Below are 24,124 nucleotides of genomic sequence, written 5' to 3'. Positions count from 1 at the left end.
ATAATGATTTTATTGCCAACAAATTAGTGTTGAAATCCATTCCCAATCAGGGAGGGCCGTATGCCGAATTGATCAGGAAATACGGGTCTGAAAAGGAATTCAAAAATGCGATCAGGTATTCCTTTTCCAGGGCGGTCAGATGCAGGCCACCCTGGTTCACTTTTTTCATCAACGGGTCGATGGTGGCAGAAGGTACCACGTGTTCGCTGTAAAAATCCACCACCTCTTCCAGTGTGGCAAAACGACCGTCATGCATATAAGGTGCGGTGTACGCGATGTTGCGCAGGGTGGGTGTCTTGAACCTGCCCAGGTCGGTGGCATTCCCCGTCACTTCCATCAATCCGCGATCAGTAAACACGCTGTCAAGGCCGTTGTTATGAAACTGCTGGTCGGTCAGCTGACGGCCTCCATGGCAATGGAAACAATCTCCTTTTTCCGTAAAGAAGATGGTATAGCCCTCCAATTCCTCATCCGAAAAAAACTCCTTGTTCTCATATACTTTATCGAATTTGGAGTTGGCCGAAATGATCGTGCGTTCGAACTGAGCAATGGCCTTCACCACCAGGTCAGATGTGATAACGCGGGTACCGAAGGCCTGCTGGAAAAGATTTTTGTAATCGGATGATGCATTCAGTTTCTTCTCGGCATCCAGCCAATCCAGGTGCATCTCGATGGGATTGGGCACCGGCTGCAGCGCCTGGTCTTCCACCGTCTCCGCACGCCCGTCCCAGAACAAAGAAGGCAGCCATGCCGCATTGATGATGGCTGGGGCGTTGCGGGCCCCCTTTTTTCCATCTATTCCCTCGCTGAATTGCTTCCCATTATCAGAAAATGCAAACTTCTGTGAATGACAACTTGAACACGATTGCGTACTGTCACCGGAGAGGATGGGGTCATAAAAGAGCTTCCGCCCCAACGCCACACCTTCAAGCGTCATCGGGTTGTCTGCAGGGATCTCAAGTGTGGGAAAGCCGGGTGGCACCTTCAGTTCGTAGGGTGTACCCACTTCCGGGGTGGAGACCACAGTGATGTCATTGTCTGTCTCCTCAGGCGGACTTTCCTTCTTGCAGCTTCGGGAGAGAAAGGCCACAAGCACCAACGATGCCAGTGTAACCCAACGCTTCATATCAAGGTGTTTCGGTAATGGAACCAATGGAGAATACATCCGCTCCGTTTTGCTTCAATGCCATCTGGGCGGCCATGTTCATCATGATGGCATCGCCGTAGGTATTAAAATCAAAGTCGTTCGGACTGGTATACCACTTGTTGATATCCATTTTGATTTCGATGGTCAGGTCCTTGTCGCCCGCCGTGAACGAAGACGAAGGCAACGACACCTGCACGAAATACTGCTTGCCCATAGAGGGACCTGTGTGCGTATTGAAGTTGCTCAGCACACTGGCCGAGTCAAGAAATTTACCCTCTATCTTCATGTAGTGGGAACCGTCATCGGTCATGTTGCCATTGTTGTTGCCCATCGGATCGGGCCAAGCCATGTTGGATTCAGGCAGGTTGTTGAATACGGTGGAATGGTTCATGAGCGAATCCATGCCGAAGATGAAGGATATGCCGGTATAGCTCCCCTTCTCCATGTGGGCATCCACATGCCAGAGCATCGTAGTGGAATCCTGCCCATCCACATAATGCATGGTATCCGCAAGCACATCTGCTGCCGCTCCGCTGAACATCACCTTGGAAACAAAGTAGTTCAGCCGGCTCACCTTGTACTGGTTACCTGCCGCGTTGGTATACTTCAGCGTATCGAATTCAAGCGGTGTTCCATCCACCGTGTGCACGAATTTGAGGGTGATGTGGATGTGATCCTCCTCCTCGGGATACACACAGGTACCATCATCCTTGGTGGCATCTTCATCATAATTAACCGCATTGGGATCAATGCATCCTTTTTTGCCACAGCCCACAGCGGTGAGCATAAGTCCTGCCATCACTGCCAATACAATCTTCTTCATGATTCGGGTTTTTAGGGATACAACTCGTTTACCTCAAGCCTGGGGATGCGCTTGCTATATACAATGGTAAGTATTTCGTTGGATAACCGCAACGACAGAGGTCACGGAAGTTGTGGAAATGTTTATACATGAGATGGACTACTTCGTGATCCAAGACCCTGTGCCCTCGTACCCAAACAAAAATGCCACCTCAAACGGTGGCCTTTTTCGTGACGGCTGCTCGCCTTTGGATTACTCCGTGATCCAGCTCCCGGCGCCCTTGTACCCAAACAAAAATGCCACCTCATCCGGTGGCCTTTTTCGTGACGGCTGCTCGCCTTTGGATTACTCCGTGATCCAGCTCCCGGCGCCCTTGTACCCAAACAAAAATGCCACCTCAAACGGTGGCCTTTTTCGTGACGGCTGCTCGCGCAAATGGGATTTGCGTTCGCGGCCGTCACGAAAAAGCCCCACGCTAACGCGTGGGGCTTTTTGTTTGTGGGCTGTACTGGATTCGAACCAGTGACCCCTACCCTGTCAAGGTAATGCTCTGAACCAACTGAGCTAACAGCCCTAAATGGCCAAAAATAAAGAAGTTTTTCTGAATTCCGGTCCGAATAACCCTACCGGTATTTTTTCGTACAAGGTGGCAACTTATCGTTGTAAACGGCAAACGGGCATTATTATAGTCTTCAAGCAGTGATCAGGAAATTCATTTTGTGCGCGATATTCATTGCAGGCAACCTCATTGCCCATGCACAAAAGTATCATTTCCAACGCTACTCCAACGAAGAGGGACTCTCGCAATCCCAGGTGCAGTGCATGCTGGAAGACAGTCAGGGCTATCTTTGGGTTGCCACCAACGGAGGAGGCGTAAACCGTTTTGACGGACTTCACTTCCAGGTGTTCACCGACAAGGAAGGCCTGCAAAACAATTCCATCATCAAAATGCTGGAAGACGCCGACCGCAACGTATGGTTCATGTCGGAACACGAAGCAGGCATCAGTTACTTTGACGGCCGTGAATTTACCACCCTGAACATAGACAGCGGGTTGCCCTCAAACGCCATCTCCGATATGACGACGGATAGCACCGGTCATATCTGGGTGGCCACCGAAAAAGGCGTGTGTATGCTGTCGGCGGAAAAAGGGGTTGAAAAGATGCTTACAGCTGACGAAGGCCTCCACTTCGAAGACATCGACCGCATCTTCAAGGACAACAAAGGCCAGCTGATCTTTTACTCCCTCGACGCACCTGGCGCCAGCATCTACAACCATAAATTTTGCCGCCCCCTCCTCATCGATGGAAAAGTATTCCAGGATACCATCCGCAACATCGCGCAGGATTATAAAGGCAACTACTGGATTGAAACCCGGCACGGACTGCGCGTGATCCAGTACGGTGACAACATGAATGATGTGCGCATCCGCACTGATCTTCAATCGAACCCGCTTGTAGCCAACGTCACCGATCTTACTGCGGACCATGACGGACTCATTTGGATATTGACACGCGATCACGTGGTGCGATACGATGGAAATGACTTCAGGGTGTTTTCGGAAGAAGATGGCTTGCCTTTCCGGCATCCGGATGTGATGCTCACTGACATAAACGGCAACATTGTTTTCACATACAAACGCCTGGGAGCAGCGGCATATCACAACGGTAAGTTCACGCTATATGCCCCCGACAAGTCATTCATAGATCATCCCTCACAATGTGCGCTTTGGGACAGCCAGGGCACATTCTGGCTGGGCACCAATGGCGCGGGAATCATCAAGTACCCCAACTTCGCTTTTACCTATTTCGACAATGAGTCAGGCCTTTCAAGCAAAATCGTTTTCGGCATCGAACAAGACAACCAGGGCAGAATGTGGTTCGGCACATACGGACAAGGAATTTCTGTCTACGACGGCAAACGCTTTAGTTATTACAACAAGGAAAACGGTTTCCCCTCCGAAAATGCATGGTCCATAGACAAGGATAGTCGCGGTAACCTGTGGATCGCAACGAGCAATGGACTGGTGTGCTTCGACGGAAAGAAATTCAGGAACTATACCAAAAAAGACGGCCTGCCCGGGGATGCCGTCTTCGTGGTTTTCGTAGACTCAAAAGACCGTGTATGGAGCGGATTGGACAATGGACAAGCCGCATGCTTCAATGGCAAAACCTTCCAAATCTTCGGTGAAGAAGATGGCCTCGAACACAATGTCAACTGCATCACCGAAGACCAGGACGGTGGCATCTGGTTCGGAACAGACGGTCAAGGGCTTATCCGTATTACCGACCATGAATGGACATCCTACACCACGCGCGATGGATTGTGCAGCGACTACATCATGCACCTCATCCCAGGCCCCAGGAACCAGCTATGGATCGCCACCCAGGACAACGGCATAGGTAGGTTCGATGGCATTGGCTTCACCCACATCAATACAACAAGCGGATTGAGTCACAATGCCGTTATGTCACTGGTGTTCGACAAGGAAGGCAACCTCTGGGCAGGAACAAACAATGGCCTCAATAAGATTTCATTCAACGACTATGGCAACATCCGCAAGATTCGCCATTACCAAAAACTGGATGGCTTCATCGGCATTGAATGCAACACCGGAGCTGCCTTTTGTGACAACAACGGCAAACTGTGGTTCGGTTCATCCGTGCTGGTAAGCTACAACCCGGATGGAGACATTGTCAACCAGATCCCTCCCAAAACCCACATCACCAACATCCGGCTTTTCTTCAAAGAATTGGACCTCTCCATCTACGCAGACAGCCTGCAATACCCTTACAACGTTCCTTACTCCATCACTCTGCCGCACGATCAGAACCACCTTATAATCGAGTTCAGCGGCATCAGCCTGAAAGTGCCGGAAAAGATTGTTTACCAATATAAGATGGAGGGACTGGACCGCGATTGGTCGCCCTACGTTTCAAAAACCGAAGCCGTATACCCCAACCTCGGACCCGGGCATTATACCTTCATGGTGATGGCCCGCAATGAAGACAAGTACTGGACCGAAGAACCGGTAAAAATGGAAATCACCATCCTGCCTCCGTTCTGGCAAACATGGTATTTCTATATGCTGTGCTCCGTTGCAGCCATCCTCCTCATCTATGGCATCGTGAAGTGGCGTATCCGCAACTTTAAACGCGACCAAGCCGCATTGGAAGAAAAGGTAAGGGAGCGAACAGAAACCATTACCCGCCAGAAAAACGAACTGGAATATGCCTACAACGAGATCCGCGACAGCATCAAATATGCAAGGAGGATCCAGGAATCCATCCTCCCCCCCGATAATGTGGTCAAGAACCTCCTCCCGGACGCCTTTGTTTTTTACCGCCCGAAAGACATTGTATCTGGTGACTTCTACTGGATTGAACAAAAAGGCGATACCGTATTGCTGGCCGCGGTGGATTGTACAGGGCACGGTGTACCCGGTGCATTCATGAGTATCATGGGACACAGCAAGCTGAACATGGTAGTTAGCCAGCTACCCGAACATTTCGAAGCAGCCGCCATCCTGAATGAACTGAACGCCGAAGTAACCAATACGCTGAAGAAAACCACCCTTGAAGAAAGCGCCAAAGATGGTATGGATATCACACTTTGCCTGCTCAACACCAAAACCAGGGAGTTACAATATGCCGGGGCTTACAATCCGTTGTACCTGATTCGCGATGGGATCCTGCGTGAAATCAAAGGTGATAAATTCCCGATTGGTATTTTCCTGGGCAAACAATCGCTTCCATTTACCAATCATCGCCTCTTCCTGCAGGAGAATGATACCTTCTATCTCTTTTCGGATGGATACATGGATCAGTTCGGTGGTGACAAAAACAAAAAGTTCATGTCGAGCAGATTCAAGAACCTGTTGCTGGATATACACCAGTTACCCATGGAAGAGCAACGGGCGGTGCTGGAAGACAACCTTGATGAATGGCGGGGAGAAGCGGAACAGGTGGATGACATCCTGGTCCTCGGAGTCAGGGTATGAACACCTCCGCCTTCACGTACTGATACTTTTCGTACACCTTCTTATTCGTCTCGAAATCGTTTTTGTACTCAGGCCCCTGCACGGCAATCTGAGGTTCCCTGAATTTCACTTTAGATAATGAAATGCCGGTTGCTTTCAGTTTTAACTCGATCCGCTCCTTCAAACCCGCCGCACGACTCTCGGCCAGTGCCTGATTGGATGGAAACGCATCGGTGGGCACATGAGATGCGCTGGATTCGATCTGAATCTCAGCGGTGCCCACAGTTTGTATCACGTTGATCAGGTCATCCATGAACTCTTTGAACCCAAAGTCAAGATCCTCCACACCTTTGTCGTCATACACATAGTACTTTTCAAAAAGCGGGATGTAGGGCTCGCCGGGGTTCTGCGGTTTCTTTTCCTTTCTTGGCGGAAGCACGATTCCACGAATTTCCAGTCCGTTGACCTCATCGTCGGATGTATAAACCGTCAGGGATTTCTGGAACCTGCCTATTTGATCCTTGGGGTTGAACCTGACTTCTATGAATGCGGTGTCTCCCTGAACCAAAGTGTCTTTTGTCCATTTCGGTACCGTGCATCCGCAGGACGCCTCCACCGAACGAATGACAACCTTCCCCCCGGTTTGATTGATCATAAGAAACATGTTCACGGCTTCGCTGTTCTCCGAACGGACGTCACCAAAATCATGAACCCGTTCGGGAAACACCAATCCCTGTCCCTGCACAGCCTGAACACAGATAGCGAAAAGCAGGACCGCCAAGGAACGAATCACGTGCTTGCTCTCTCTTGAACCTGATTGCATAAAATTTGCGTTTAACATCTTAACTGGACAAATGTCTGAAGTAACGGGATGATTGATCATCTTAAGCGAAATTAACAAGATTTGGCAGGACCTCAGCACGTTTAAAAAGATTAACTTCTGTAACATTGCAAGGATGAAGGTACACTCGGAGTTCAGACGTTTCCTTTACAACAATTTGGGCAGAACGGCATTATGGATGGCGCTGGTGGTGGTGGCCATCATCGCATGGAACAAGTGGATGCCGGCGGAATACCTTGCGGTGATCAAGGAAAAAACAGCCAACCCATTACTCATCTATTCCATATTTTTCCTCTCCGAAACCATTGTAGGAATTTTTCCACCGGAACTCTTTATGGGGTGGGGACTGGCCTATGAGGGTATGCCCTATTGGCAAACCGTAGTTGCATTGGCGCTCACCTCCTATGCCTCAGGAATGATTGCATATGGCATGGGCAGGTGGATCCGTAATCTTCGATATGTCAGACTGCGATTGCGAACAAAAAAAGCACGGAAATATGTGCATTACTATGAACGCTGGGGTGGATTACTGATCATCATTTCCGCGATCACACCCGTGCCCTTTGCCACGGTGAGCCTCATTTCCGGCGCCTTCAACTTCGGCTGGTTGAGATACCTGCTCTATTCCCTGAGCCGCTTCGGCAGGTTTGCATTTGTTGCTTACCTGATCTGGAAAGCTGGTACGATGTAAAAAGAAAGGGTTGCCTGAATACAGACAACCCTTTGAATATTTCACGTAAAATTTCCTACTGATGGGCTTCGGCGTCTCCACCGGGAACCTCCTGAACGAATGCAGTGATGTTCACACGGGTTTGAGGGGGATCGGTATTGGCCGTAACCGTAACGGTTTTGGTTTGATTTCCCTTCTGCGTTCCGGGTTTGTACTCCACCTTGATCTCGCCGGTAGCACCGGGTGCAATGGGATCTTTGGTGAACAATGGCACCGTACATCCGCAAGATCCAACCGCATTGCTGATCACCAAAGGCTCCGAACCCGTATTCTTGAATTTGAAGATATGCTCATTGGTACTGTGTTGTTTCACATTGCCAAAGTCGAATGCATCTTCTTCAAACTTGATGGTGGTTGAAGGACCAGCCGGTACCGGCGGAGTTGCCATGGCGTTCTGCGGGTTGTTCATATCCATCTGCAACGGATTGGGTGCAGCGGTTGTCGCAGTGACCGCTGAAGGATTCATGCCGGTAGATGCCGTACTGGCACCACCGTTCATTTGCATGATGACCTGCACACTCACCGCAGCGGCGATCACCCCCAGAAGTGCGATTTTAATTTGATCGTTATTCATTTTTGAGAGGTTTTATGTTACTTCCAATGATTCAAAAGTATGAATTTTGGCTTTCGCCGGCATGAACACATATGTTAAAATTAGCCAATTCGCACGCATCAGCTGGTAATGGGCACTTTCACATCCGCCTTCGGCGCCGCAGCCAGGATCTCCGGCTTGGCATTGGCGGCATACTTTTCGAAGTTCTTATTGAACTTCAAAGCAAGCTCCTGTGCCATTTTATCATATGCTGACTGATCTTTCCACGTGTCACGCGGGTTCAGCAGTTCGTCCGGAACATCGGGGCATTCCTGCGGAACCTGTAGACCGAATACCGGATGGGCTTTGTATGTCACTGCATCCAGTTTACCTTCCAGCGCCGCATTGATCATGGCACGGGTATATTTAAGGCGGATGCGTTCGCCCACACCATAATTGCCACCTGTCCAACCGGTATTAATCAGCCACACCTGAACACCATGCGCTTTCATCTTTTCACCCAACATGTCGGCATAATAGGTGGGATGAAGGGGCAGAAAAGGAGCTCCGAAACAAGCGGAGAATGTAGCCTGAGGCTCGGTCACACCCACTTCGGTTCCCGCTACTTTCGCTGTATAACCGGAAATGAAATGATACATCGCCTGCCCCGGATCTAGTTTGGAAACCGGAGGAAGTACACCGAATGCATCGGCGGTGAGGAAAAAGATGTTCTTGGGAATGCCTCCTACGGAAGGCTCTGCAATGTTATCGATAAAATCAATGGGATAGGCGGCACGGGTGTTTTGGGTCTTTGTCACATTGGTATAATCTACCGTGGTGGTTTCAGGATAGAATTCCACATTCTCCAACAAGGTGCCGAATTTGATCGCGCGGTAGATCTGGGGTTCTTTCTCTTCCGTCAGATCGATACACTTGGCGTAACAACCGCCTTCGAAATTAAAGACCCCTTTATCGCCCCAACCATGCTCATCATCACCAATCAGGTTGCGCACCGGATCAGCAGACAGGGTGGTTTTACCCGTGCCCGAAAGTCCGAAGAAAACTGCAGTGTCTCCCTTTTCACCGATGTTGGCCGAGCAGTGCATGGACAACACTTTTTTCTGGTAAGGAAGAATGAAATTCAGCACGGAGAAAATACCTTTCTTGATTTCTCCGGTATAAGCCGTACCTCCAATCAGAATCACTTTGCGGGTAAAATTCAGAATGGCGAAGTTATGATTGCGTGTGCCGTCCTTTGCGGGGTCTGCAAAATAACCCGGGGCCGCTACCACGGTCCACTCAGGATCAAATGCCAGGATCTCCTCACGGTCGGGCCGCAGGAACAGGTTGGACGCAAAAAGATTTTGCCAGGGGAACTCCGTCAATACCCGGATGTTCATCCTGTAAGCTTCATCCGCACATGCATATGCATCACGAACATATACTTCTTTACCCGTCAGGTAAGCAAGTACTTTGTCGTACAGCACATCAAATGCTTCGGATGAATAAGGTTGGTTGATGTCTCCCCACCACACAGATTCGCGGGTGATGTCGTCCTCTACAATGTAGCGGTCTTTGGGACTTCTGCCGGTAAACTCACCAGTATCGATGACAAGCGCACCGGTATCCGCCAGCACACCTTCCCCCCGAATGATGGTCTCCTCCACCAGCTCCGCCGGAGGTAAATTCCAATAGGCGGCCGCCACATTGGTCAGGCCCAAATCCCTGACGGACGCCTTGGGATTCTTAATTCCAAATTCGTTCATGACTCTCAGGTTGGTTAAAGAAAGTACAAAATTATACGAAAATTACGGATTGACAGGCCTTTGAGAGTCATTTTCCGTTCACATTTTCTTCACAACCTACGCTAATGCTGTATGTATCAATTCTTTTAATCGATCAGCTTGATACACCAGTAAATACAGGCTTTGCAACAAAATGTACGATCTTAGCCGGATTTGCTTTCGCCGGGCAAAAAAGCCAGGAACAAAACCAGCCATCCGGCAATCAGGCATACCCCACCGAGAGGTGTTAGAGGCCCCAACCAGAAAACGTGTATGTTAAAAATTGATAGGATGGAGATCAGGTAAAGGGAACCACTGAACAACAGCATGCCTGCCTGAAACAACCGCACAGCCCATTGCATGGTGCGGTTGTTCTTCAATGTCATGAGGGCAGCGAGAACCAATAACACAACACTGTGCACGAGGTGGTACAGCGAACCGGTGGTAAAGGCATGGGCCTTGTCTGCCTCCATTAAAGGCAATAGCTTGTGCGCCCCCATCGCACCCAGTATAACGGCCACCATTCCTGAGATTGCAGCCCATAATATGGTTCTTCTTTGCATGGCAGGTCAAAGGTAAACAAGTTCTCCGGTTAGCGTGACCATAACCTTTGAACCATTCTTTTTAGGTAGCTTAGCGGCTGAATTCTCCCAGTGCCGTTCCAAAACCGAACCGAATCATGAAAAACATCCTGATACTGGGTGCGGGCAAATCCGCCTCCACACTTATCCGCTATATGGCCCAAGCCTCCGGGGAACTGGATGCCGAAATCACGGTCGCCGACATGTCGGAATCACTGGCAGCACAGAAAACAGAAGGAGCACACCGTACACATGCCACGGGCATCGATATCACCGACGCTGCATCCAGATCAAAAGAAATTCAGCAAGCAGACATCGTGATCTCCCTTCTTCCTCCCCACCTGCACGAACTGGCTGCGGATACTTGCCTTGAAATGGGCAGGAACCTGGTGACCGCTTCTTACACCTCCGATGCAATGAAGGCCAAACACAAACAGGTTGCCGGCAAAGACCTTATCTTCCTCAATGAAGCGGGCCTGGACCCGGGCATCGATCACATGTCTGCCATGCAGGTACTGGACCGCCTCAGGGATGAAGGCGCGAATATTACGGCTTTCCGGAGTTACTGTGGCGGACTGGTAGACCCCGAATCCGTGGACAGTCCCTGGGGATACAAGTTCACCTGGAACCCACGCAATGTGGTAATGGCAGGGCAGGGAACCGCCAAGTACATCGAAAACGGACACTACAAATACATTCCCTATAACCGCCTGTTTGCTGAAACCACCATGACGGAAGTGGAAGGGCACGGTTTCTTCGAGGGGTACGCCAACCGGGATTCACTCTCATACAGGGAAGCATACGGGCTCACCCACATCCCCACCATCATCCGCGGCACGCTGCGGGTACCGGGGTTCTGCCAGGGATGGAATGCATTCGTAAAACTGGGATGGACAGACGACAGCTGCATCATCGCAGATGCCGACAAGCACACCTACACTTCCTTGCTGGACGCATACCTACCGGCAGCAACAGAAAATGAAGGCATCCACGAACGGGCGATGACTTTTCTGAATCCTACGGGAGATCCGGGACTCACAGAAAAACTGGAATGGCTTGGCCTGTTCGATCACATTCCCCTGAAAGGAAAGAACACCTCCGCCGCCGGCCACCTGCAGGCGCTGCTGGAAGAGAAGTGGGCCCTGCACAAAGGTGACATTGACATGATTGTGATGCAACACCAGTTTGAGTTTGAACAAAAAGGCCAGCAGGTGTATCTGGCATCCAGCCTGGTGGTGAAAGGTGATGACAACATCCATACAGCTATGTCCAAAACCGTCGGGTTGCCATTGGGCATCTGCGCCAAACTTATCCTCCAGGGAAAAGTCAAAGAAAGAGGTGTGCTGATTCCGACTACGGAAGACATCTATGTTCCGGTACTGAAAGAACTTGAATCATTCGGCATCCGGTTCACCGAGACAGAATATTAATCGCCGCCGAGGTACACTTCCAGCAAACCTTCGGGAAGGTTCATCACCAACACCCTGCTTTCGCGGTTCAGTGCAACCACCAGGTCGTGGTGCAGCGGAACAAGGATCTCGGTTCCATCCCGATCTATCCGGAGTTTGGGCTGACCGGGGTAATCCAGCACCTCGGTGACAGTACCCACAAGCGTGCCATCCGGTAAATACAGGTGAAATCCCACGATTTCATGAAAGTAAAACCCGTTTCCCGTTTTCGGGGGAAGCGCTGTCAACGGCAGAAAAACTTCCGACCCGACCAACGCATCGGCCATTTCAATATCATCTACTTCATCCAGTTTGACAATCGCTTCATTCGCGCTTCTCAAACGGGCATCTTCAATAAAAAAAGGAATCAAACTGCCATCCTTTAGAATGAACAGTGATTCCTCTTTCAGTATGATTTCCGGATGATCCGCATCAAGCTTCAGGGTGAGTTCGCCCTGCGCACCGTGCGTTTTTCGAACGTAGCCCAGCAGGTAACAGGCGCTAACGTTCATAACCGGTGATTAGGATTCTGCGGGAGCTTCTCCTTCGGCAGCAGGTGCACCTTCTGCAGGAGCAGCTTCTTCGGCAGGAGCAGGAGCAGCGGCAGCTTCAGCTTCCTTTGCAGCTTCTGCTTCAGCTTTTGCCTTGGCGTCTGCTTTGGCTTTGATCTGCTGATCGCGCTTGTCGGTTTTACGCTGTGCACGATCAGATACACGCTTGTCTTTACCTGTTGCCCAATCGTTGAATTTCTTCTCAGCGTCCGCTTCGGTAAGGGCACCTTTGGCCACACCCCTCAGCAGGTGATTCTTGTACATCACACCCTCTGCAGAAAGAAGCACACGGCAGGTATCACTGGGCTCCGCACCTTTCTGGATCCATCCCAGGGCACTGTCGAAGTTGATCGACACTTTTGCTTCCTGGTGGTAAGGATCATACGTTCCCAACTTTTCAATAAACCGGCCATCACGTGGCGAACGGCTGTCTGCTACTACAATATGATAGAAGGCTTTTTTCTTCCTTCCGTGACGCTGAAGTCTGATTTTTACTGACATACGATCGATTCAGGTTTCTTTTAGTTCCCCATAAAATGGGGTGCAAAGATGCAACAATAAACATTAACAAGCAAGACTTTCAGGAACTTTTCCCTTGCAAGGTATTTTGGAGCGACCCGACCCTTGCAGGCGCTGTTTTTCATTACTTTTCAACAAGCCTTCATCCCCGCCCCCCTGTTTCCTATTTTTGCAAGGAAGCAATCAGGTCCGATTACGTCCAATTTTCCAGCCATGCCAACCTTTTCCCATCTGCACGTTCATACCCAGTTTTCATTGCTCGACGGTGCTTCCGACATCGTTAAACTGATGGAAAAAGCCAAGGCCGACGGCATGCCCGCCGTGGCGCTCACCGATCATGGCAACATGTTCGGCGCCTTCAAGTTTGTGGCAGAGGCAGGCAAGCAGGGCCTCAAACCCGTCGTAGGATGTGAATTCTACCTCGTCGAAGACCGATTTCGCAAAAGCTTCACCAAAGAAAACAAAGACGCCCGAAACCACCAACTCCTCCTGGCCAAAGATGAAGCCGGCTACCGCAACCTGGCCAAACTTTGCTCGCTGGGATACATCGACGGGCTGTACAGCAAATGGCCCCGGATCGACAAGGAAATTCTATCCCAATATAAAGAAGGACTGATCGCCACTTCCTGCTGCATCGGAGCCGAAATTCCCCAAACCATTATTTATAAAGGCGAGGAAGAAGCCGAAAAGAAACTGCAGTGGTGGTTGGATCAGTTCGGCGACGATTATTACATCGAACTGCAACGCCACAACCTCAAGAATATCGATAACACCGGCGTCAGCCAGGAAGATGTGAACCAGGCGCTGCTGCGGATGGCCAGGAAATATGACATCAAGGTGATCGCCACCAATGATTCACATTACACCGATCAGCAAGACGCCGAAGCCCATGACATCCTCCTGTGTGTAAACACGGGGGATCTCAAAAACACCCCCGTTGGAGATGGCAAAGGCTTTCGCTTCGGTTTTCCCAACAACGAGTTCTTTTTCAAGACCCAGGCGGAAATGAACAAGATCTTCAGCGATATTCCCGAAGCACTTGACAACACCAACGAGATTATTGATAAGATCACCCCGCCGCAACTGAAACGCGACATCCTGCTTCCCAACTTCACCCTGCCACAGGGCTTCCTTACAGAAGATGACTACCTGAAACACCTCACCTTCGAAGGAGCAAAAAAGCATTACAAGGAGATCACGGCCGAAGTGGAGGAACGTCTGAACTATGAACTGTCTGTGATCAAAACCATGGGATTCGCCGGCTACTTCCTCATCGTGCAGGATTTCATTGCCGCAGGTCGTGACCTCGGCGTAGCGGTGGGCCCCGGACGCGGATCTGCAGCCGGATCGGCCGTGGCCTTCTGCGTCGGCATCACCAACATCGATCCCATCAAATACAACCTGCTTTTCGAACGATTCCTGAATCCCGAGCGTGTGAGCATGCCCGATATCGATATCGACTTCGACGATGAAGGCCGGGAAAAAGTGATCGATTATGTGGTGGACAAATACGGAAAAAACCAGGTCGCGCAAATCATCACCTTCGGTACCATGGCCGCCAAATCTTCCATTCGCGATGTGGCACGGGTGATGGATTACCCGCTGCCCGACAGCGATCGCCTGGCCAAGCTGGTACCTGAAACGCCCGGCATCAGCCTGAAAAAAGCGTTCGCAGAAGTATCCGAACTCGATGCCGCCCGGAAGAAACCCGACATGGAAGGGAACGTGCTACGCCTCGCCGAGCAACTGGAAGGTTCTATCCGCAACAGCGGCATCCATGCAGCAGGCATCATCATCGCACCGGATGACATCACCAAGTACATCCCCGTTTGCACATCCAAAGACAGTGACCTTTGGGTAACCCAATTCGACGGAAAGTATATTGAAGATGCGGGCATGCTGAAGATGGATTTCCTGGGATTGAAAACCCTGACCATCATCAAGGATGCCATCCAGATCATCAAAGGCAGGCATGGGATTACCATCGATCCGGACCTTATTCCGCTTGATGACAACAAAACATTCGAACTCTACCAGCGGGGCGACACCATCGGCACATTCCAGTTCGAGTCGGAAGGGATGCGCACCTACCTGCGTGACCTGAAGCCGAGCAACATCGAAGACCTGATCGCCATGAATGCCCTCTACCGCCCGGGGCCGATGGAGTTTATCCCATTGTACATCTCCCGAAAACACGGGAAGGAAAAGGTGGAATATCCCCACCCGCTCCTGGAAGAGATCCTTCAAAACACCTTCGGGATCATGGTCTACCAGGAACAGATCATGCAGGCAGCCCAGATCATGGCCGGATTCTCCCTTGGAGCTGCCGACCTGCTGCGCCGCGCCATGGGTAAGAAGAAACACGATGTGATGGAGCAGCAAAAGGCGGTGTTTGTGGAAGGCGCCGTAGCAAAGGGCATCGAAGAGAAAAAGGCCGCAGAGGTGTTTGACGTGATGGCCAAGTTCGCATCCTACGGCTTCAACCGGTCGCACTCAGCGGCCTATTCGGTGGTTGCCTACCAGACCGCTTACCTCAAAGCCAATTACCCGGCCGAATACATGGCCGCCGTGCTCACGAACAACATGAGCGACATCAAGAAGATCAATTTCTTCATGGATGAATGCAAACGCCAAAGCATCAAAGTGCTCGGTCCGGATGTGAATGAAAGCGCCATGAAATTCACTGTGAACCCAAAAGGAGAGATCCGCTTCGGACTCGGTGCCGTAAAGGGTGTGGGCGAAAGTGCCGTGCAGGCACTGATCGAAGAACGCGAAGGAAACGGGCATTATCAGAACATTTTCGACCTGTCACGCAGGATCAACCTCCGGGCCGCCAACAAGAAATGCCTGGAAAGTCTGGCCCTCTCCGGTGCGTTTGACAGCTTTGAAGGCACCCATCGGGCACAGTATTTCTTCCAGGACAACCCGGATTCGCCCATTTTCCTGGAAAAGGTAGTTAAGTTCGGAAGCTCTTACCAGGAGGCCAAAGCCAATGCACAAACCTCCCTGTTCGGTGATGATGAAAGCATCCTGCAGATCCCCGAACCCGAATTACCCGACTGCGACACATGGGGCAAACTGGACCGGCTTCAGAAAGAAAAAGATGTGACCGGCATTTACCTGTCCGGCCACCCACTTGACGACTACAAGCTCGAAATCGAAAGCTTCTGTAAGTTCAAAGTGGAAGACCTGAAAAACCTGGATGCACTCAAGAACAAAGATGTGACTGTGGCCGGTATCATCATCTCCGCAAGGCACCGAACCACCAAGAACGGACAACCGTTCGGCTCGATCGTACTCGAAGATTTCTCGGACTCGATCAACCTGACCCTGTTCAATGAAAGCTACATGAAACTGAAACACCTCCTCGAAACCGGCACATTCGTGTTTGTCAAAGGCAAGGTGCAACCCCGTTTCAGGAACAGTGATTCGCTCGAGTTCGCCATCCATGACATGCAACTTCTGTCAGAGGTGCGAGACAAAATGGCCAAGACCATTCACATCAACCTCTCCCTGCAAGACCTGTCCGATGAACTGGTGGCACAGTTCACCAAAATCATCGATCAACACCCGGGTAACTGCAAGGTACAGATCAACATCACCGACCGGAAGGAGAACTGGCGCATCGCCATGCCATCCAAAAAGAAAGCGGTGAACCTGAGTCCGGAATTCATTCAATCGCTTCAATCCATCTCCGTGGTGGAATTCAAACTGAACTAACACTTGTGTCAGATTGTCACTATCTTTGTAATGGCAGGGATTTTGACAGAGACCGGGTGCCGAGAATTAATTTAAAACCTTAAAATCAAACGATCATGGCCTTAGAAATTACGGACGCGAACTTTCAGGATGTAGTGTTGAATTCCGACAAGCCGGTGCTGGTTGATTTTTGGGCGGAGTGGTGCGGACCTTGCCGGATGGTGGGCCCCATCGTTGAAGAACTGTCCAAGGATTACGACGGCAAGGCGGTCATCGGTAAAATGAATGTGGACCTGAATCCAGAGGTGCCGATGAAATACGGGATCCGCAACATCCCGACCTTGCTGGTGTTCAAAAATGGCGAACTGGTGGACAAACAGGTGGGCGCCGCCCCCAAATCCATCCTGGCCGGTAAGCTGGACGCACAGATATAACAACGAACTACCTTTATCCGAAAGGCCCCGTTATCCAACCAGATAACGGGGCCTTTTACTTTCAGACAACGGGTCGCACCGCACCAATACACCATTTATTGTTACCTTTCAGGCCACATGGCAAAAACCGAACAGATCGACCTGCTGTCGTTGCCGCACTTCGGCAACCTCGAACTCATCGCCCGCCAGGTGGTGGAAGGTTTTGTCACCGGCCTGCATAAAAGCCCGTTCCATGGCTTCTCGGTTGAATTTGCCGAACACCGGATTTACAACAAAGGAGAATCCACCCGTGACCTGGACTGGAAACTGTTCGGTCGCACCGATAAGCTTTTTGTGAAACGGTACGAAGAAGAAACCAACCTGAGGTGTCAGATCGTGATCGACAATTCTTCGTCCATGTACTTCCCGTTTGACGAATTCAATGAAAGCGGGCAACCCATCAATAAGGTGGTATTTTCATTGTATGCCGCAGCATCCCTGATCAACCTGCTGAAGAAACAGCGGGATGCCATCGGACTCAGTTTGTTTGCGGAACAACTGGAGCTGCACACCGAGGCCAAAAGCAACAACCTGCACATCAAGCGTCTTTATCACGAACTTGAAAAACTGCTGATCCCTATCCCGGGCGATGCACACAAGGTAACCGCGGCGGCAGGCGTGCTACATGAAATCGCCGAAAAGCTACACAAGCGTTCGCTGGTAATCATCTTCAGTGACATGATGGAATCGGCCGGAGACCCGGAAGTGGTGTTCTCCGCGCTTCAACATCTCAGGCACAATAAGCACGAGGTGATCCTTTTTCATGTAACCGACCGGGAAAAGGAAATCGAATTCAATTACGCCAACCGCCCTTACCGTTTTGTAGATGTGGAAAGCGGGCGCGAGCTGAAACTCCATCCCAGGGAAGTGAGGGATGCCTATAAAAAACAAATCGCACATTTCCTGAAAGAACTGAAGATCCGGTGCGGCCAGTACCGGATTGAATTTGTGGATGCAGACATCAGGCAGGGCTTCCGGCAGGTACTGCTACCCTACCTTATTAAACGCGGCAAATTGTATTAGCCACAACCAGGCATGAAGAAGATCAGGAAACCCAAACCGGTTATCGGCCGGAAAGACCGCATCGATCTGCCGGAACTGAAACTGGAAGACCTCGATGCCAAGGTAGATACCGGGGCCTACACATCCGCTCTTCATTGCCACAACCTTACCGTGATTGATAGAGATGGCGCCGAATGGGTGCGCTTCAACCTGCTGGACCCCGAGCACCCGCAATACAATGAAAAGGCGTATTGCCTGCCTGTGCACACCCGGCGCGTGATTAAAAACTCATTCGGAACATCGGAAGAAAGGATTACTATCATCACCAAAGTGATTGTATTCGGAAAAGAATACCCGCTGGAAATGTCCCTTTCCAATCGCAGCGACCTGAAGTATCCCGTATTGTTAGGAAGAAAATTCCTGCGCAGCCGTTTCGTGGTAGATGTGAACAAGACCCTGCTTTCCTTCAGGAAAAAAACGACTGACATTTAACCTCCATGCAGATTTTAGGAACCACCATTGCCCCCGGCGAATCACAGGTACTTACATTAAACATTGCCAACCTGCCGAGCCGCACCCCGATTGATATACCCATCCAGGTGTACCGTGCAAAAAAAGAAGGACCGATCGTGCTGTTCCTGGCTGGCATGCACGGCGACGAAGCAGGAGGGATTGAAATCATCCGCCGGCTGATCGTACAGAAATATTTTAAAAAACTAACACGGGGTACCGTGATCGCCATCCCCATTCTGAATGTGTACGGGTTCATCAACTTCTCGCGGGCCGTACCGGACGGAAAGGATGTAAACCGAAGCTTCCCGGGAAACCGGGCAGGTTCGTTGGCCAGCCGCGTTACCTGGCATTTCGTACACAAAATCCTTCCGAAAGTGGATCACATCATGGATTTTCACACCGGAGGTGCCAGCCGCAGTAACTTCCCGCAGGTACGATGTGTGCTCGACGGAAAAGAAAACGACCTATTGGCAAAAGCGATCGGAGCACCGTTCGTGATCAATTCACCACTCAGGGACAAGTCGCTTCGGTGGTACGCCACCAAGATGGGCAAACGCGTGATGGTGTATGAAGCCGGAGAATCGCTGCGTTTTAGTGAACATGCCATCACAGAAGGTGTGAACGGAGCCCTTCGTTTCCTCAAACACTTCGGCATGATCAGACAGGCACCTGCTCCCAACGAAGTGGTGGTGCTGCAAAGAAGCGGATGGATCAGGGCCAAGGTGGCGGGGCTTTTTCACCCGTTGGTTGAAAGCGGTGTTTTCTGCAGGAAAGGAACCGTTCTTGGTTTGCTACATGGTCCGTTCGGTGACTTCACCCAAAAGATCCGCGCCCGAGAAGGAGGTTACATCATTGCTGTGAACCACATGCCGGTGGTGAACCAGGGAGATGCCCTGTTCCACATCGGCTATACCGATAAGGTCGCTCGCAAAAAATCCTGAATGTCACAATGATCATTTCTGCATGTGTACCTGCACCTGCGGAAACGGAATTTCAATACCTGCGCCGTTCAGGGCATTGTACACCTTCTCATTCACCTCGAAGAACACCGCCCAGTAATCGGTTGCCATCACCCAGCCACGTACGGTAAAATTCACCGAGCTGTCGGCCAGTGCGGCAACTGCTATGAGCGGTACGGGTTCTTTCAGAATACGCGGATCGGCATCCAGCACCGCAAGAAGTACTTCCCTTGCTTTGGAAAGGTCGGTACCATATCCTACACCGACGGTCCAGTCGACCCTGCGCTTCGCCTCGGTCGAATAGTTGACCAGCGAATGTGTGGCGAGTTCGCTGTTGGGAATGATGATGGTTTTGTTGTCAGGTGTGTTCAGTATGGTGTTGAAAATCTGGATTTCCTTCACGGTGCCGGTGTACCCTGAGGCCTCAATCACATCACCTACCTTGAAAGGTTTAAAGATGAGAATCATCACACCTCCCGCCAGGTTCTGCAACGTGCCCGACATGGCCATGCCGATGGCAATACCCGCAGCACCAAGGAATGCAATGAAGGATGTCATCTCAATGCCTAGTGTACCGAGCACGCTCAGCACCAGCAGGATTTTCAGGAGGGTTTGGATCACGCTCCTGAGGAAAGGTTGCAAGGATGGGTCCAGGTGACGCTTATCCATCAGCTTGTTTACGCCTTTTACCAATGCTTTCACCACCCACAAACCAATCATCCAAACCAGCAATGCAACGAGGATCTTGAATCCCACACTGGTTCCCGAGTCAATCAGTGCCTGGGGGTTCCATTCAAAATTTTCCATGTTCAATCGTTTTATATGGCTATTCTACTTTTTCACCGTGCTCATAGGTGGCTTCTTCCTCAAGGCTTCCGTTCTCATAATAAGTTTTGTACACGCCGTCGGGTTCGCCGTTCTCATCATAGTTGATTTCAGCCCTCAGCGTGCCATCCTTATAATATACTTCCCAATGCCCCGTGCGCTTTCCGTTTAAGAAACTTCCCTGGCGCGCCAGCGATCCGTCCGGATCAAGAAACTTCCACAAGCCGGTTTCCTTGCCGTGCTCATAGCTTCCTACCTGTTTGAGGGTGTCATTCGGATAGTATACCCGCCATTCACCTTCATACAATCCATGGTTGTATTGACCTTCGATATACCTCACGCCGTTGGGGTAAAAGAATTTCCATGGCCCTTCTCGCCTGCCATGTTCGTACATGCCCCTTTCATTGGGCATGATTGCACCGGTTCGGGTTGAATCCTGTGAGGATGGATAGAAGGATTCATACAGTCCCTGAATGGTATCGTGTATGTAGGTACACTTGTTCATGATGGAACCGTCGGGGTGATATCCAACAAAGGGTCCATCGAGAAGTCCGTTCTTATAGTAGCATTCCTTTTGAAGGGAACCATCGGGACCTTCCTTGTAATACCCGGTAAAAAGACTGTCGTACACTCCTTTCAGTTTGAACGAACGTTCCCGGATATGCCCGTTTTCATACCATACTTCCTGCGGACCGCTTTCAAGGTCATGGCGGATGGACTTCCTGAAATACATCCTGCCGTTTTCATAGTAAGCGGTGGATATCCCGTTGAGGTGGCCGTTTTCGTACAAGGTTGATTCCCGCAATTGGCCGTTCTCATGGTATATCTTTACTTGTCCGTTCACCAGGTCGTTGTGATAGGGCACCTCCTGCGAAAGGGTGCCATTTTCAAAGTAAATCCGGGTGGTGCCTTCCAGCTTCCCATCCAGGTAGTTCAATTCCTGCTTGACTTTGCCGCCGGGATAATAGTCCTTCCAAAGACCGATCATGCGGCCGTCATTGTACTGACCTTCCTGCCAGATGGTACCGTCTTCATAAAAGATTCGGTAGCTACCATTGCGAACCGGCTGACCGTCTTTCATGATCACCTCTACAGCCTCACGAACGTGCTGTTGCGCGTCATCATAATAGGTAGATTGGACCTCCTGCGCCCGGGCCTGAACCAGGCCAAGGAACATCGGCAAACAGATGCAGGCAATGAACCTTTTCCGGTGTAAACGGAACATTTACTCAATCATGATTTGAACGGCCTCAAGGGCAGATCGGTGACCATAATCCATAACCGCGGCAAGGGCATATTTCTTTCCAGCCTTGATATCTTCTTTTGGTATGGATAGCTTGAATACCGATTTGCTTCCGGGTACCATGGTTTTTTTGGTTTCAGGGTATTTCTTCTCCTCTCCCGTATTCACATCTGCCAGTACCAGATATACACGTGCCTCCAGCATTTTATCGCCGGTGTTGTTCACCTGCACCTCAAATGTGCGCAATGTTGGGGTTCGGGCATTGGGAACTTCGTGCAACCTTTCGAGTTTGCCATTCCAGTTTGTATTGGACTTCGGAGACTGGCTCACGAAAACAGCAATCCTGGGTTTCAAAAGCACGCCGGCTGCCACATTCTTATCCACATCCAGTGAAGTACGCTCGGTGGCTGCCTGCACGTAAATGATTCCCCACCGGGTATCCGTGCCGCTTTTGGGAACCGCCATGATCACATTCACTTCCGTTTCTTCATTGGGTTTGAGTTCAAGAAAAGAAGGGTTCACGCTGATCCAGTCGCTGCAGCTTTTAGGGCTGGTCCCCGGCGGAAGTCTCTTTTTTGAACCGTGTTCATCCACTTCGTAATCGCCCAGCTTGAATTCGAAATGCTGGGCGGTATTGGCGTGATTGCGGATCAACACTTTTTGAGTGGCAATTCCTCCCGGCTCCACTTCAAAATTGATCACGACTGGTGACACCTCAAAGTCCTGGGCAAATGCGGAAGGCCCTATACAGATGGCATTCAATGCAAAAAAAACTCCCAGTCGGGTGACATGATTGAATTTGGCAGGTTTGATCATAAAGGCATAAAAAAGGTTAATTGCCATACAGCAACAACCGGTCCGTTTCGGTCAAAATTAAAAATTCCATATAACAATCAGGCACGAAGGCTTCAATTGAAGCTTTTACAGGAATCAATATAACGACTTTCAGGGCGCACTCATCGAAGCAATTGGGAAAATCATATCACTTATTAACCAAAGACGCCGAATTCTATGTAACCCTGATTATAACATAGCGGTATAAAAGCGTAGCATTTATGTCCGAAATCAAAAACCTTTTATTAACCAATCAAACACCATTATGAGAAAGACACTTGTTTTCACAGTTGCATTTGCCTTAGCGGCATCTGTAACATTCGGTCAGGCAGTTCGCGACAGGAACGTAGTTCCGGTGGCGGTCAACCTGAACCAGGTGTTGCGCATGACAATTACAAACGGGGGTAACATTGAATTTGTATTCAACACCATTGACGACTATAAAAATGGTCTGTCAGGTGACGCTGCTACCTCTACATCTGCCAACCCAGCCACATCCGACGGATTCTACCAAACCGATTTCACCGTAGCATCTTCCACCCGCTGGAAGCTTTCCTACGGTTCGGAAGAAGCCACTTTCATCGGAACAGATAATCCGGCCAATACCCTGGCACTCGACAACGTAGGATTCACCATTGTGAACAATGGCGCCCACAACTTCGAGGGTTCGGGTCTTGCAAAAGCCACCACGCCCGGCGCGGAGTTGTTCAGTACGCCTACTGACAATGACAACACCGGCACTGCCCTGGAAACGTATCCCGTTGACCTGCTCGAGGACAATGATGACGCTACCAGTGCAAATGCGGGTGATGCAACTGACAACGACTTTACCCTGGTCTGGCGCTGTGGTACTGCTGAAGCGTTCACAGTAAACCCGATGAACACGGTAAAGCTGATTGATCAACAACCTTCACCTACCCCAGACAGGTATGTGACCAATGTGTTGTTCGAATTGTCAACCGACAACTAATCAAAAAACGATATGCGTGAAAACCAGCCGCCCGTGTACGGTGCGGCTGGTTCCACGTATTAAAGGGATTGTTTCGATTAACCCGTATTTTCAAATTACCCCCCAAATAGCCAAGGATGAAACAGGCAGGATTTTACTTAACCCTTTGCATCATGCTTCTTTCAGTGCCTGGCTTTTCTCAGGATTACAATACAGCAAGACTTAGCGTACTCTCCGGCGGAGACATCCCCTTTTACTTCAACACCATAAAAAAATATCAGGACGGCATTGAGATTACCGACGGTACCACCTTGGGTATTACCATCGCCGACCTTCCCACCGAGCCGCCCATCGTGGGCTCCACGCTTACGGGTTGGTCCCTGGAGTTCGATTCCTACAATGCACAGCCCACGATCCAGGGAAGCGGTGCAAATACCTTAAATCTGAATACCATCCAGGTGGAGGCAACAAATAACCTCGGACTGGATCCTGCAGATGCGAATTACTATGGATACAAGGACCTGACTGTGGCCGGTGAGGTCTTAATGGATACAAATTTCGCCGGGCATCTCAATTGCGATTGGAGCACATGCCAGGTGAATCTTTCATATCAGGCCGGCATAGCGAATGGCAGTTTGTTGGGTGAGACGCCGGATTACTACACAGTAGAAATCGAAGTGATTCTGATACCACAATTTTAAACGCATTCCTCCG

General features: G+C 50.3%; 21 protein-coding genes and 1 tRNA gene. 10 read left to right on the top strand and 12 right to left on the bottom strand.

Going from position 1 to position 24,124, the window contains the following annotated elements; genetic code table 11:
- Positions 1–46: 46 nt before the first annotated feature.
- The 3 genes from H6585_10555 to H6585_10545 form a co-directional block, all read right to left on the bottom strand.
- Positions 47–1,126, bottom strand: a complete 1,080-nt coding sequence (locus H6585_10555) for a cytochrome-c peroxidase (GenBank protein MCB9448772.1) — start codon at positions 1,124–1,126, stop codon at positions 47–49.
- A 1-nt stretch (position 1,127) separates the two neighbouring features.
- Entirely contained in the window at positions 1,128–1,970 is an 843-nt protein-coding gene (locus tag H6585_10550; GenBank protein ID MCB9448771.1) for a hypothetical protein, read from the bottom strand.
- A 478-nt stretch (positions 1,971–2,448) separates the two neighbouring features.
- Positions 2,449–2,523: transfer RNA gene (locus H6585_10545), tRNA-Val, on the bottom strand.
- Between the two features lie 125 nt (positions 2,524–2,648).
- On the opposite strand from H6585_10545, the gene H6585_10540 reads away from it, so the two are divergent.
- A complete protein-coding gene (locus H6585_10540; protein MCB9448770.1) occupies positions 2,649–5,948 on the top strand; it encodes a SpoIIE family protein phosphatase in 3,300 nt (1,099 codons plus the stop codon).
- Here the strand turns inward: H6585_10540 and H6585_10535 are convergent.
- Positions 5,938–6,750 carry a DUF1573 domain-containing protein gene (locus H6585_10535; protein ID MCB9448769.1) on the bottom strand — a complete coding sequence of 271 codons (813 nt, stop codon included), beginning with the start codon at positions 6,748–6,750 and terminating at the stop codon, positions 5,938–5,940. The two genes, H6585_10540 and H6585_10535, sit on opposite strands and share 11 nt — an antisense overlap.
- Before the next feature lie 133 nt (positions 6,751–6,883).
- On the opposite strand from H6585_10535, the gene H6585_10530 reads away from it, so the two are divergent.
- The gene (locus H6585_10530; protein MCB9448768.1) at positions 6,884–7,459 is read left to right on the top strand and encodes a hypothetical protein; all 576 of its coding nucleotides are present in this window, start codon (positions 6,884–6,886) and stop codon (positions 7,457–7,459) included.
- 55 nt (positions 7,460–7,514) lie between these two features.
- Here H6585_10530 and H6585_10525 read toward each other — a convergent pair whose 3' ends face one another.
- From H6585_10525 to H6585_10515, 3 genes are all read right to left on the bottom strand, one after another.
- Positions 7,515–8,072, bottom strand: a complete 558-nt coding sequence (locus H6585_10525; protein ID MCB9448767.1) for a DUF1573 domain-containing protein — start codon at positions 8,070–8,072, stop codon at positions 7,515–7,517.
- Positions 8,073–8,170: 98 nt separating this feature from the next.
- Positions 8,171–9,796, bottom strand: coding sequence for a phosphoenolpyruvate carboxykinase (ATP) (pckA, locus tag H6585_10520; protein MCB9448766.1), 1,626 nt, complete (start codon positions 9,794–9,796; stop codon positions 8,171–8,173).
- A gap of 182 nt (positions 9,797–9,978) precedes the next feature.
- Complete coding sequence (locus H6585_10515; protein MCB9448765.1) at positions 9,979–10,377, bottom strand: DUF423 domain-containing protein; 399 nt, start codon at positions 10,375–10,377, stop codon at positions 9,979–9,981.
- A gap of 116 nt (positions 10,378–10,493) precedes the next feature.
- On the opposite strand from H6585_10515, the gene H6585_10510 reads away from it, so the two are divergent.
- Positions 10,494–11,825, top strand: coding sequence for a saccharopine dehydrogenase NADP-binding domain-containing protein (locus H6585_10510; GenBank protein MCB9448764.1), 1,332 nt, complete (start codon positions 10,494–10,496; stop codon positions 11,823–11,825).
- Here H6585_10510 and rimM read toward each other — a convergent pair.
- Together rimM and rpsP are read right to left on the bottom strand one after the other, a co-directional pair.
- A complete protein-coding gene (rimM, locus tag H6585_10505) occupies positions 11,822–12,355 on the bottom strand; it encodes a 16S rRNA processing protein RimM (protein MCB9448763.1) in 534 nt (177 codons plus the stop codon). The two genes, H6585_10510 and rimM, sit on opposite strands and share 4 nt — an antisense overlap.
- Positions 12,356–12,364: 9 nt before the next feature.
- Entirely contained in the window at positions 12,365–12,895 is a 531-nt protein-coding gene (rpsP, locus tag H6585_10500) for a 30S ribosomal protein S16 (protein MCB9448762.1), read from the bottom strand.
- Between the two features lie 231 nt (positions 12,896–13,126).
- Here rpsP and dnaE point away from each other — a divergent pair, with 231 nt between their 5' ends.
- From dnaE to H6585_10475, 5 genes are all read left to right on the top strand, one after another.
- Positions 13,127–16,633 (top strand): DNA polymerase III subunit alpha, encoded by a 3,507-nt coding sequence (gene dnaE / locus H6585_10495; GenBank protein ID MCB9448761.1) that lies wholly within the window; start codon positions 13,127–13,129, stop codon positions 16,631–16,633.
- A gap of 95 nt (positions 16,634–16,728) precedes the next feature.
- Positions 16,729–17,046, top strand: coding sequence for a thioredoxin (gene trxA / locus H6585_10490; GenBank protein ID MCB9448760.1), 318 nt, complete (start codon positions 16,729–16,731; stop codon positions 17,044–17,046).
- A gap of 117 nt (positions 17,047–17,163) precedes the next feature.
- Positions 17,164–18,108: a DUF58 domain-containing protein gene (locus tag H6585_10485; GenBank protein MCB9448759.1), complete on the top strand. Its 945-nt coding sequence runs from the start codon at positions 17,164–17,166 to the stop codon at positions 18,106–18,108.
- 12 nt (positions 18,109–18,120) lie between these two features.
- On the top strand, positions 18,121–18,579 hold the full coding sequence (locus tag H6585_10480) for an ATP-dependent zinc protease (GenBank protein ID MCB9448758.1): 459 nt from the start codon (positions 18,121–18,123) through the stop codon (positions 18,577–18,579).
- 5 nt (positions 18,580–18,584) lie between these two features.
- On the top strand, positions 18,585–19,541 hold the full coding sequence (locus tag H6585_10475) for a succinylglutamate desuccinylase/aspartoacylase family protein (GenBank protein MCB9448757.1): 957 nt from the start codon (positions 18,585–18,587) through the stop codon (positions 19,539–19,541).
- 12 nt (positions 19,542–19,553) lie between these two features.
- On the opposite strand, the gene H6585_10470 is transcribed toward H6585_10475, so the two are convergent.
- Genes H6585_10470 through H6585_10460 form a run of 3 tightly spaced genes read right to left on the bottom strand, consistent with a single transcriptional unit; the run spans position 19,554 to position 22,443 of the window.
- Positions 19,554–20,366 (bottom strand): mechanosensitive ion channel, encoded by an 813-nt coding sequence (locus H6585_10470; GenBank protein MCB9448756.1) that lies wholly within the window; start codon positions 20,364–20,366, stop codon positions 19,554–19,556.
- A gap of 19 nt (positions 20,367–20,385) precedes the next feature.
- Positions 20,386–21,561 carry a toxin-antitoxin system YwqK family antitoxin gene (locus H6585_10465; GenBank protein ID MCB9448755.1) on the bottom strand — a complete coding sequence of 392 codons (1,176 nt, stop codon included), beginning with the start codon at positions 21,559–21,561 and terminating at the stop codon, positions 20,386–20,388.
- A 48-nt stretch (positions 21,562–21,609) separates the two neighbouring features.
- The gene (locus H6585_10460; GenBank protein MCB9448754.1) at positions 21,610–22,443 is read right to left on the bottom strand and encodes a hypothetical protein; all 834 of its coding nucleotides are present in this window, start codon (positions 22,441–22,443) and stop codon (positions 21,610–21,612) included.
- Positions 22,444–22,726: 283 nt separating this feature from the next.
- Between H6585_10460 and H6585_10455 the strand changes: the two genes are divergently transcribed.
- Together H6585_10455 and H6585_10450 are read left to right on the top strand one after the other, a co-directional pair.
- Entirely contained in the window at positions 22,727–23,431 is a 705-nt protein-coding gene (locus tag H6585_10455; protein MCB9448753.1) for a hypothetical protein, read from the top strand.
- Between the two features lie 152 nt (positions 23,432–23,583).
- A complete protein-coding gene (locus H6585_10450; GenBank protein ID MCB9448752.1) occupies positions 23,584–24,111 on the top strand; it encodes a hypothetical protein in 528 nt (175 codons plus the stop codon).
- Positions 24,112–24,124 lie beyond the last annotated feature (13 nt).

It is taken from the genome of Flavobacteriales bacterium (genome assembly GCA_020635855.1).
Taxonomy (GTDB): domain Bacteria; phylum Bacteroidota; class Bacteroidia; order JACJYZ01; family JACJYZ01; genus JACJYZ01.
Note: the sequence above shows the minus strand (reverse complement) of the source record. Positions and strands in the feature narration are given on the sequence as shown.

What these genes read in the sequence shown, in the direction of transcription:
- H6585_10555 (MCB9448772.1), bottom strand. Translation starts at nt 1,126, where the DNA reads ATGAAGCGTTGGGTTACACTGGCATCGTTGGTGCTTGTGGCCTTTCTC.
- H6585_10550 (MCB9448771.1), bottom strand. Translation starts at nt 1,970, where the DNA reads ATGAAGAAGATTGTATTGGCAGTGATGGCAGGACTTATGCTCACCGCT.
- H6585_10535 (MCB9448769.1), bottom strand. Translation starts at nt 6,750, where the DNA reads ATGCAATCAGGTTCAAGAGAGAGCAAGCACGTGATTCGTTCCTTGGCG.
- H6585_10530 (MCB9448768.1), top strand. Translation starts at nt 6,884, where the DNA reads ATGAAGGTACACTCGGAGTTCAGACGTTTCCTTTACAACAATTTGGGC.
- H6585_10525 (MCB9448767.1), bottom strand. Translation starts at nt 8,072, where the DNA reads ATGAATAACGATCAAATTAAAATCGCACTTCTGGGGGTGATCGCCGCT.
- pckA (MCB9448766.1), bottom strand. Translation starts at nt 9,796, where the DNA reads ATGAACGAATTTGGAATTAAGAATCCCAAGGCGTCCGTCAGGGATTTG.
- H6585_10515 (MCB9448765.1), bottom strand. Translation starts at nt 10,377, where the DNA reads ATGCAAAGAAGAACCATATTATGGGCTGCAATCTCAGGAATGGTGGCC.
- H6585_10510 (MCB9448764.1), top strand. Translation starts at nt 10,494, where the DNA reads ATGAAAAACATCCTGATACTGGGTGCGGGCAAATCCGCCTCCACACTT.
- rimM (MCB9448763.1), bottom strand. Translation starts at nt 12,355, where the DNA reads ATGAACGTTAGCGCCTGTTACCTGCTGGGCTACGTTCGAAAAACGCAC.
- rpsP (MCB9448762.1), bottom strand. Translation starts at nt 12,895, where the DNA reads ATGTCAGTAAAAATCAGACTTCAGCGTCACGGAAGGAAGAAAAAAGCC.
- dnaE (MCB9448761.1), top strand. Translation starts at nt 13,127, where the DNA reads ATGCCAACCTTTTCCCATCTGCACGTTCATACCCAGTTTTCATTGCTC.
- trxA (MCB9448760.1), top strand. Translation starts at nt 16,729, where the DNA reads ATGGCCTTAGAAATTACGGACGCGAACTTTCAGGATGTAGTGTTGAAT.
- H6585_10485 (MCB9448759.1), top strand. Translation starts at nt 17,164, where the DNA reads ATGGCAAAAACCGAACAGATCGACCTGCTGTCGTTGCCGCACTTCGGC.
- H6585_10480 (MCB9448758.1), top strand. Translation starts at nt 18,121, where the DNA reads ATGAAGAAGATCAGGAAACCCAAACCGGTTATCGGCCGGAAAGACCGC.
- H6585_10475 (MCB9448757.1), top strand. Translation starts at nt 18,585, where the DNA reads ATGCAGATTTTAGGAACCACCATTGCCCCCGGCGAATCACAGGTACTT.
- H6585_10470 (MCB9448756.1), bottom strand. Translation starts at nt 20,366, where the DNA reads ATGGAAAATTTTGAATGGAACCCCCAGGCACTGATTGACTCGGGAACC.
- H6585_10465 (MCB9448755.1), bottom strand. Translation starts at nt 21,561, where the DNA reads ATGTTCCTTGGCCTGGTTCAGGCCCGGGCGCAGGAGGTCCAATCTACC.
- H6585_10460 (MCB9448754.1), bottom strand. Translation starts at nt 22,443, where the DNA reads ATGATCAAACCTGCCAAATTCAATCATGTCACCCGACTGGGAGTTTTT.
- H6585_10455 (MCB9448753.1), top strand. Translation starts at nt 22,727, where the DNA reads ATGAGAAAGACACTTGTTTTCACAGTTGCATTTGCCTTAGCGGCATCT.
- H6585_10450 (MCB9448752.1), top strand. Translation starts at nt 23,584, where the DNA reads ATGCTTCTTTCAGTGCCTGGCTTTTCTCAGGATTACAATACAGCAAGA.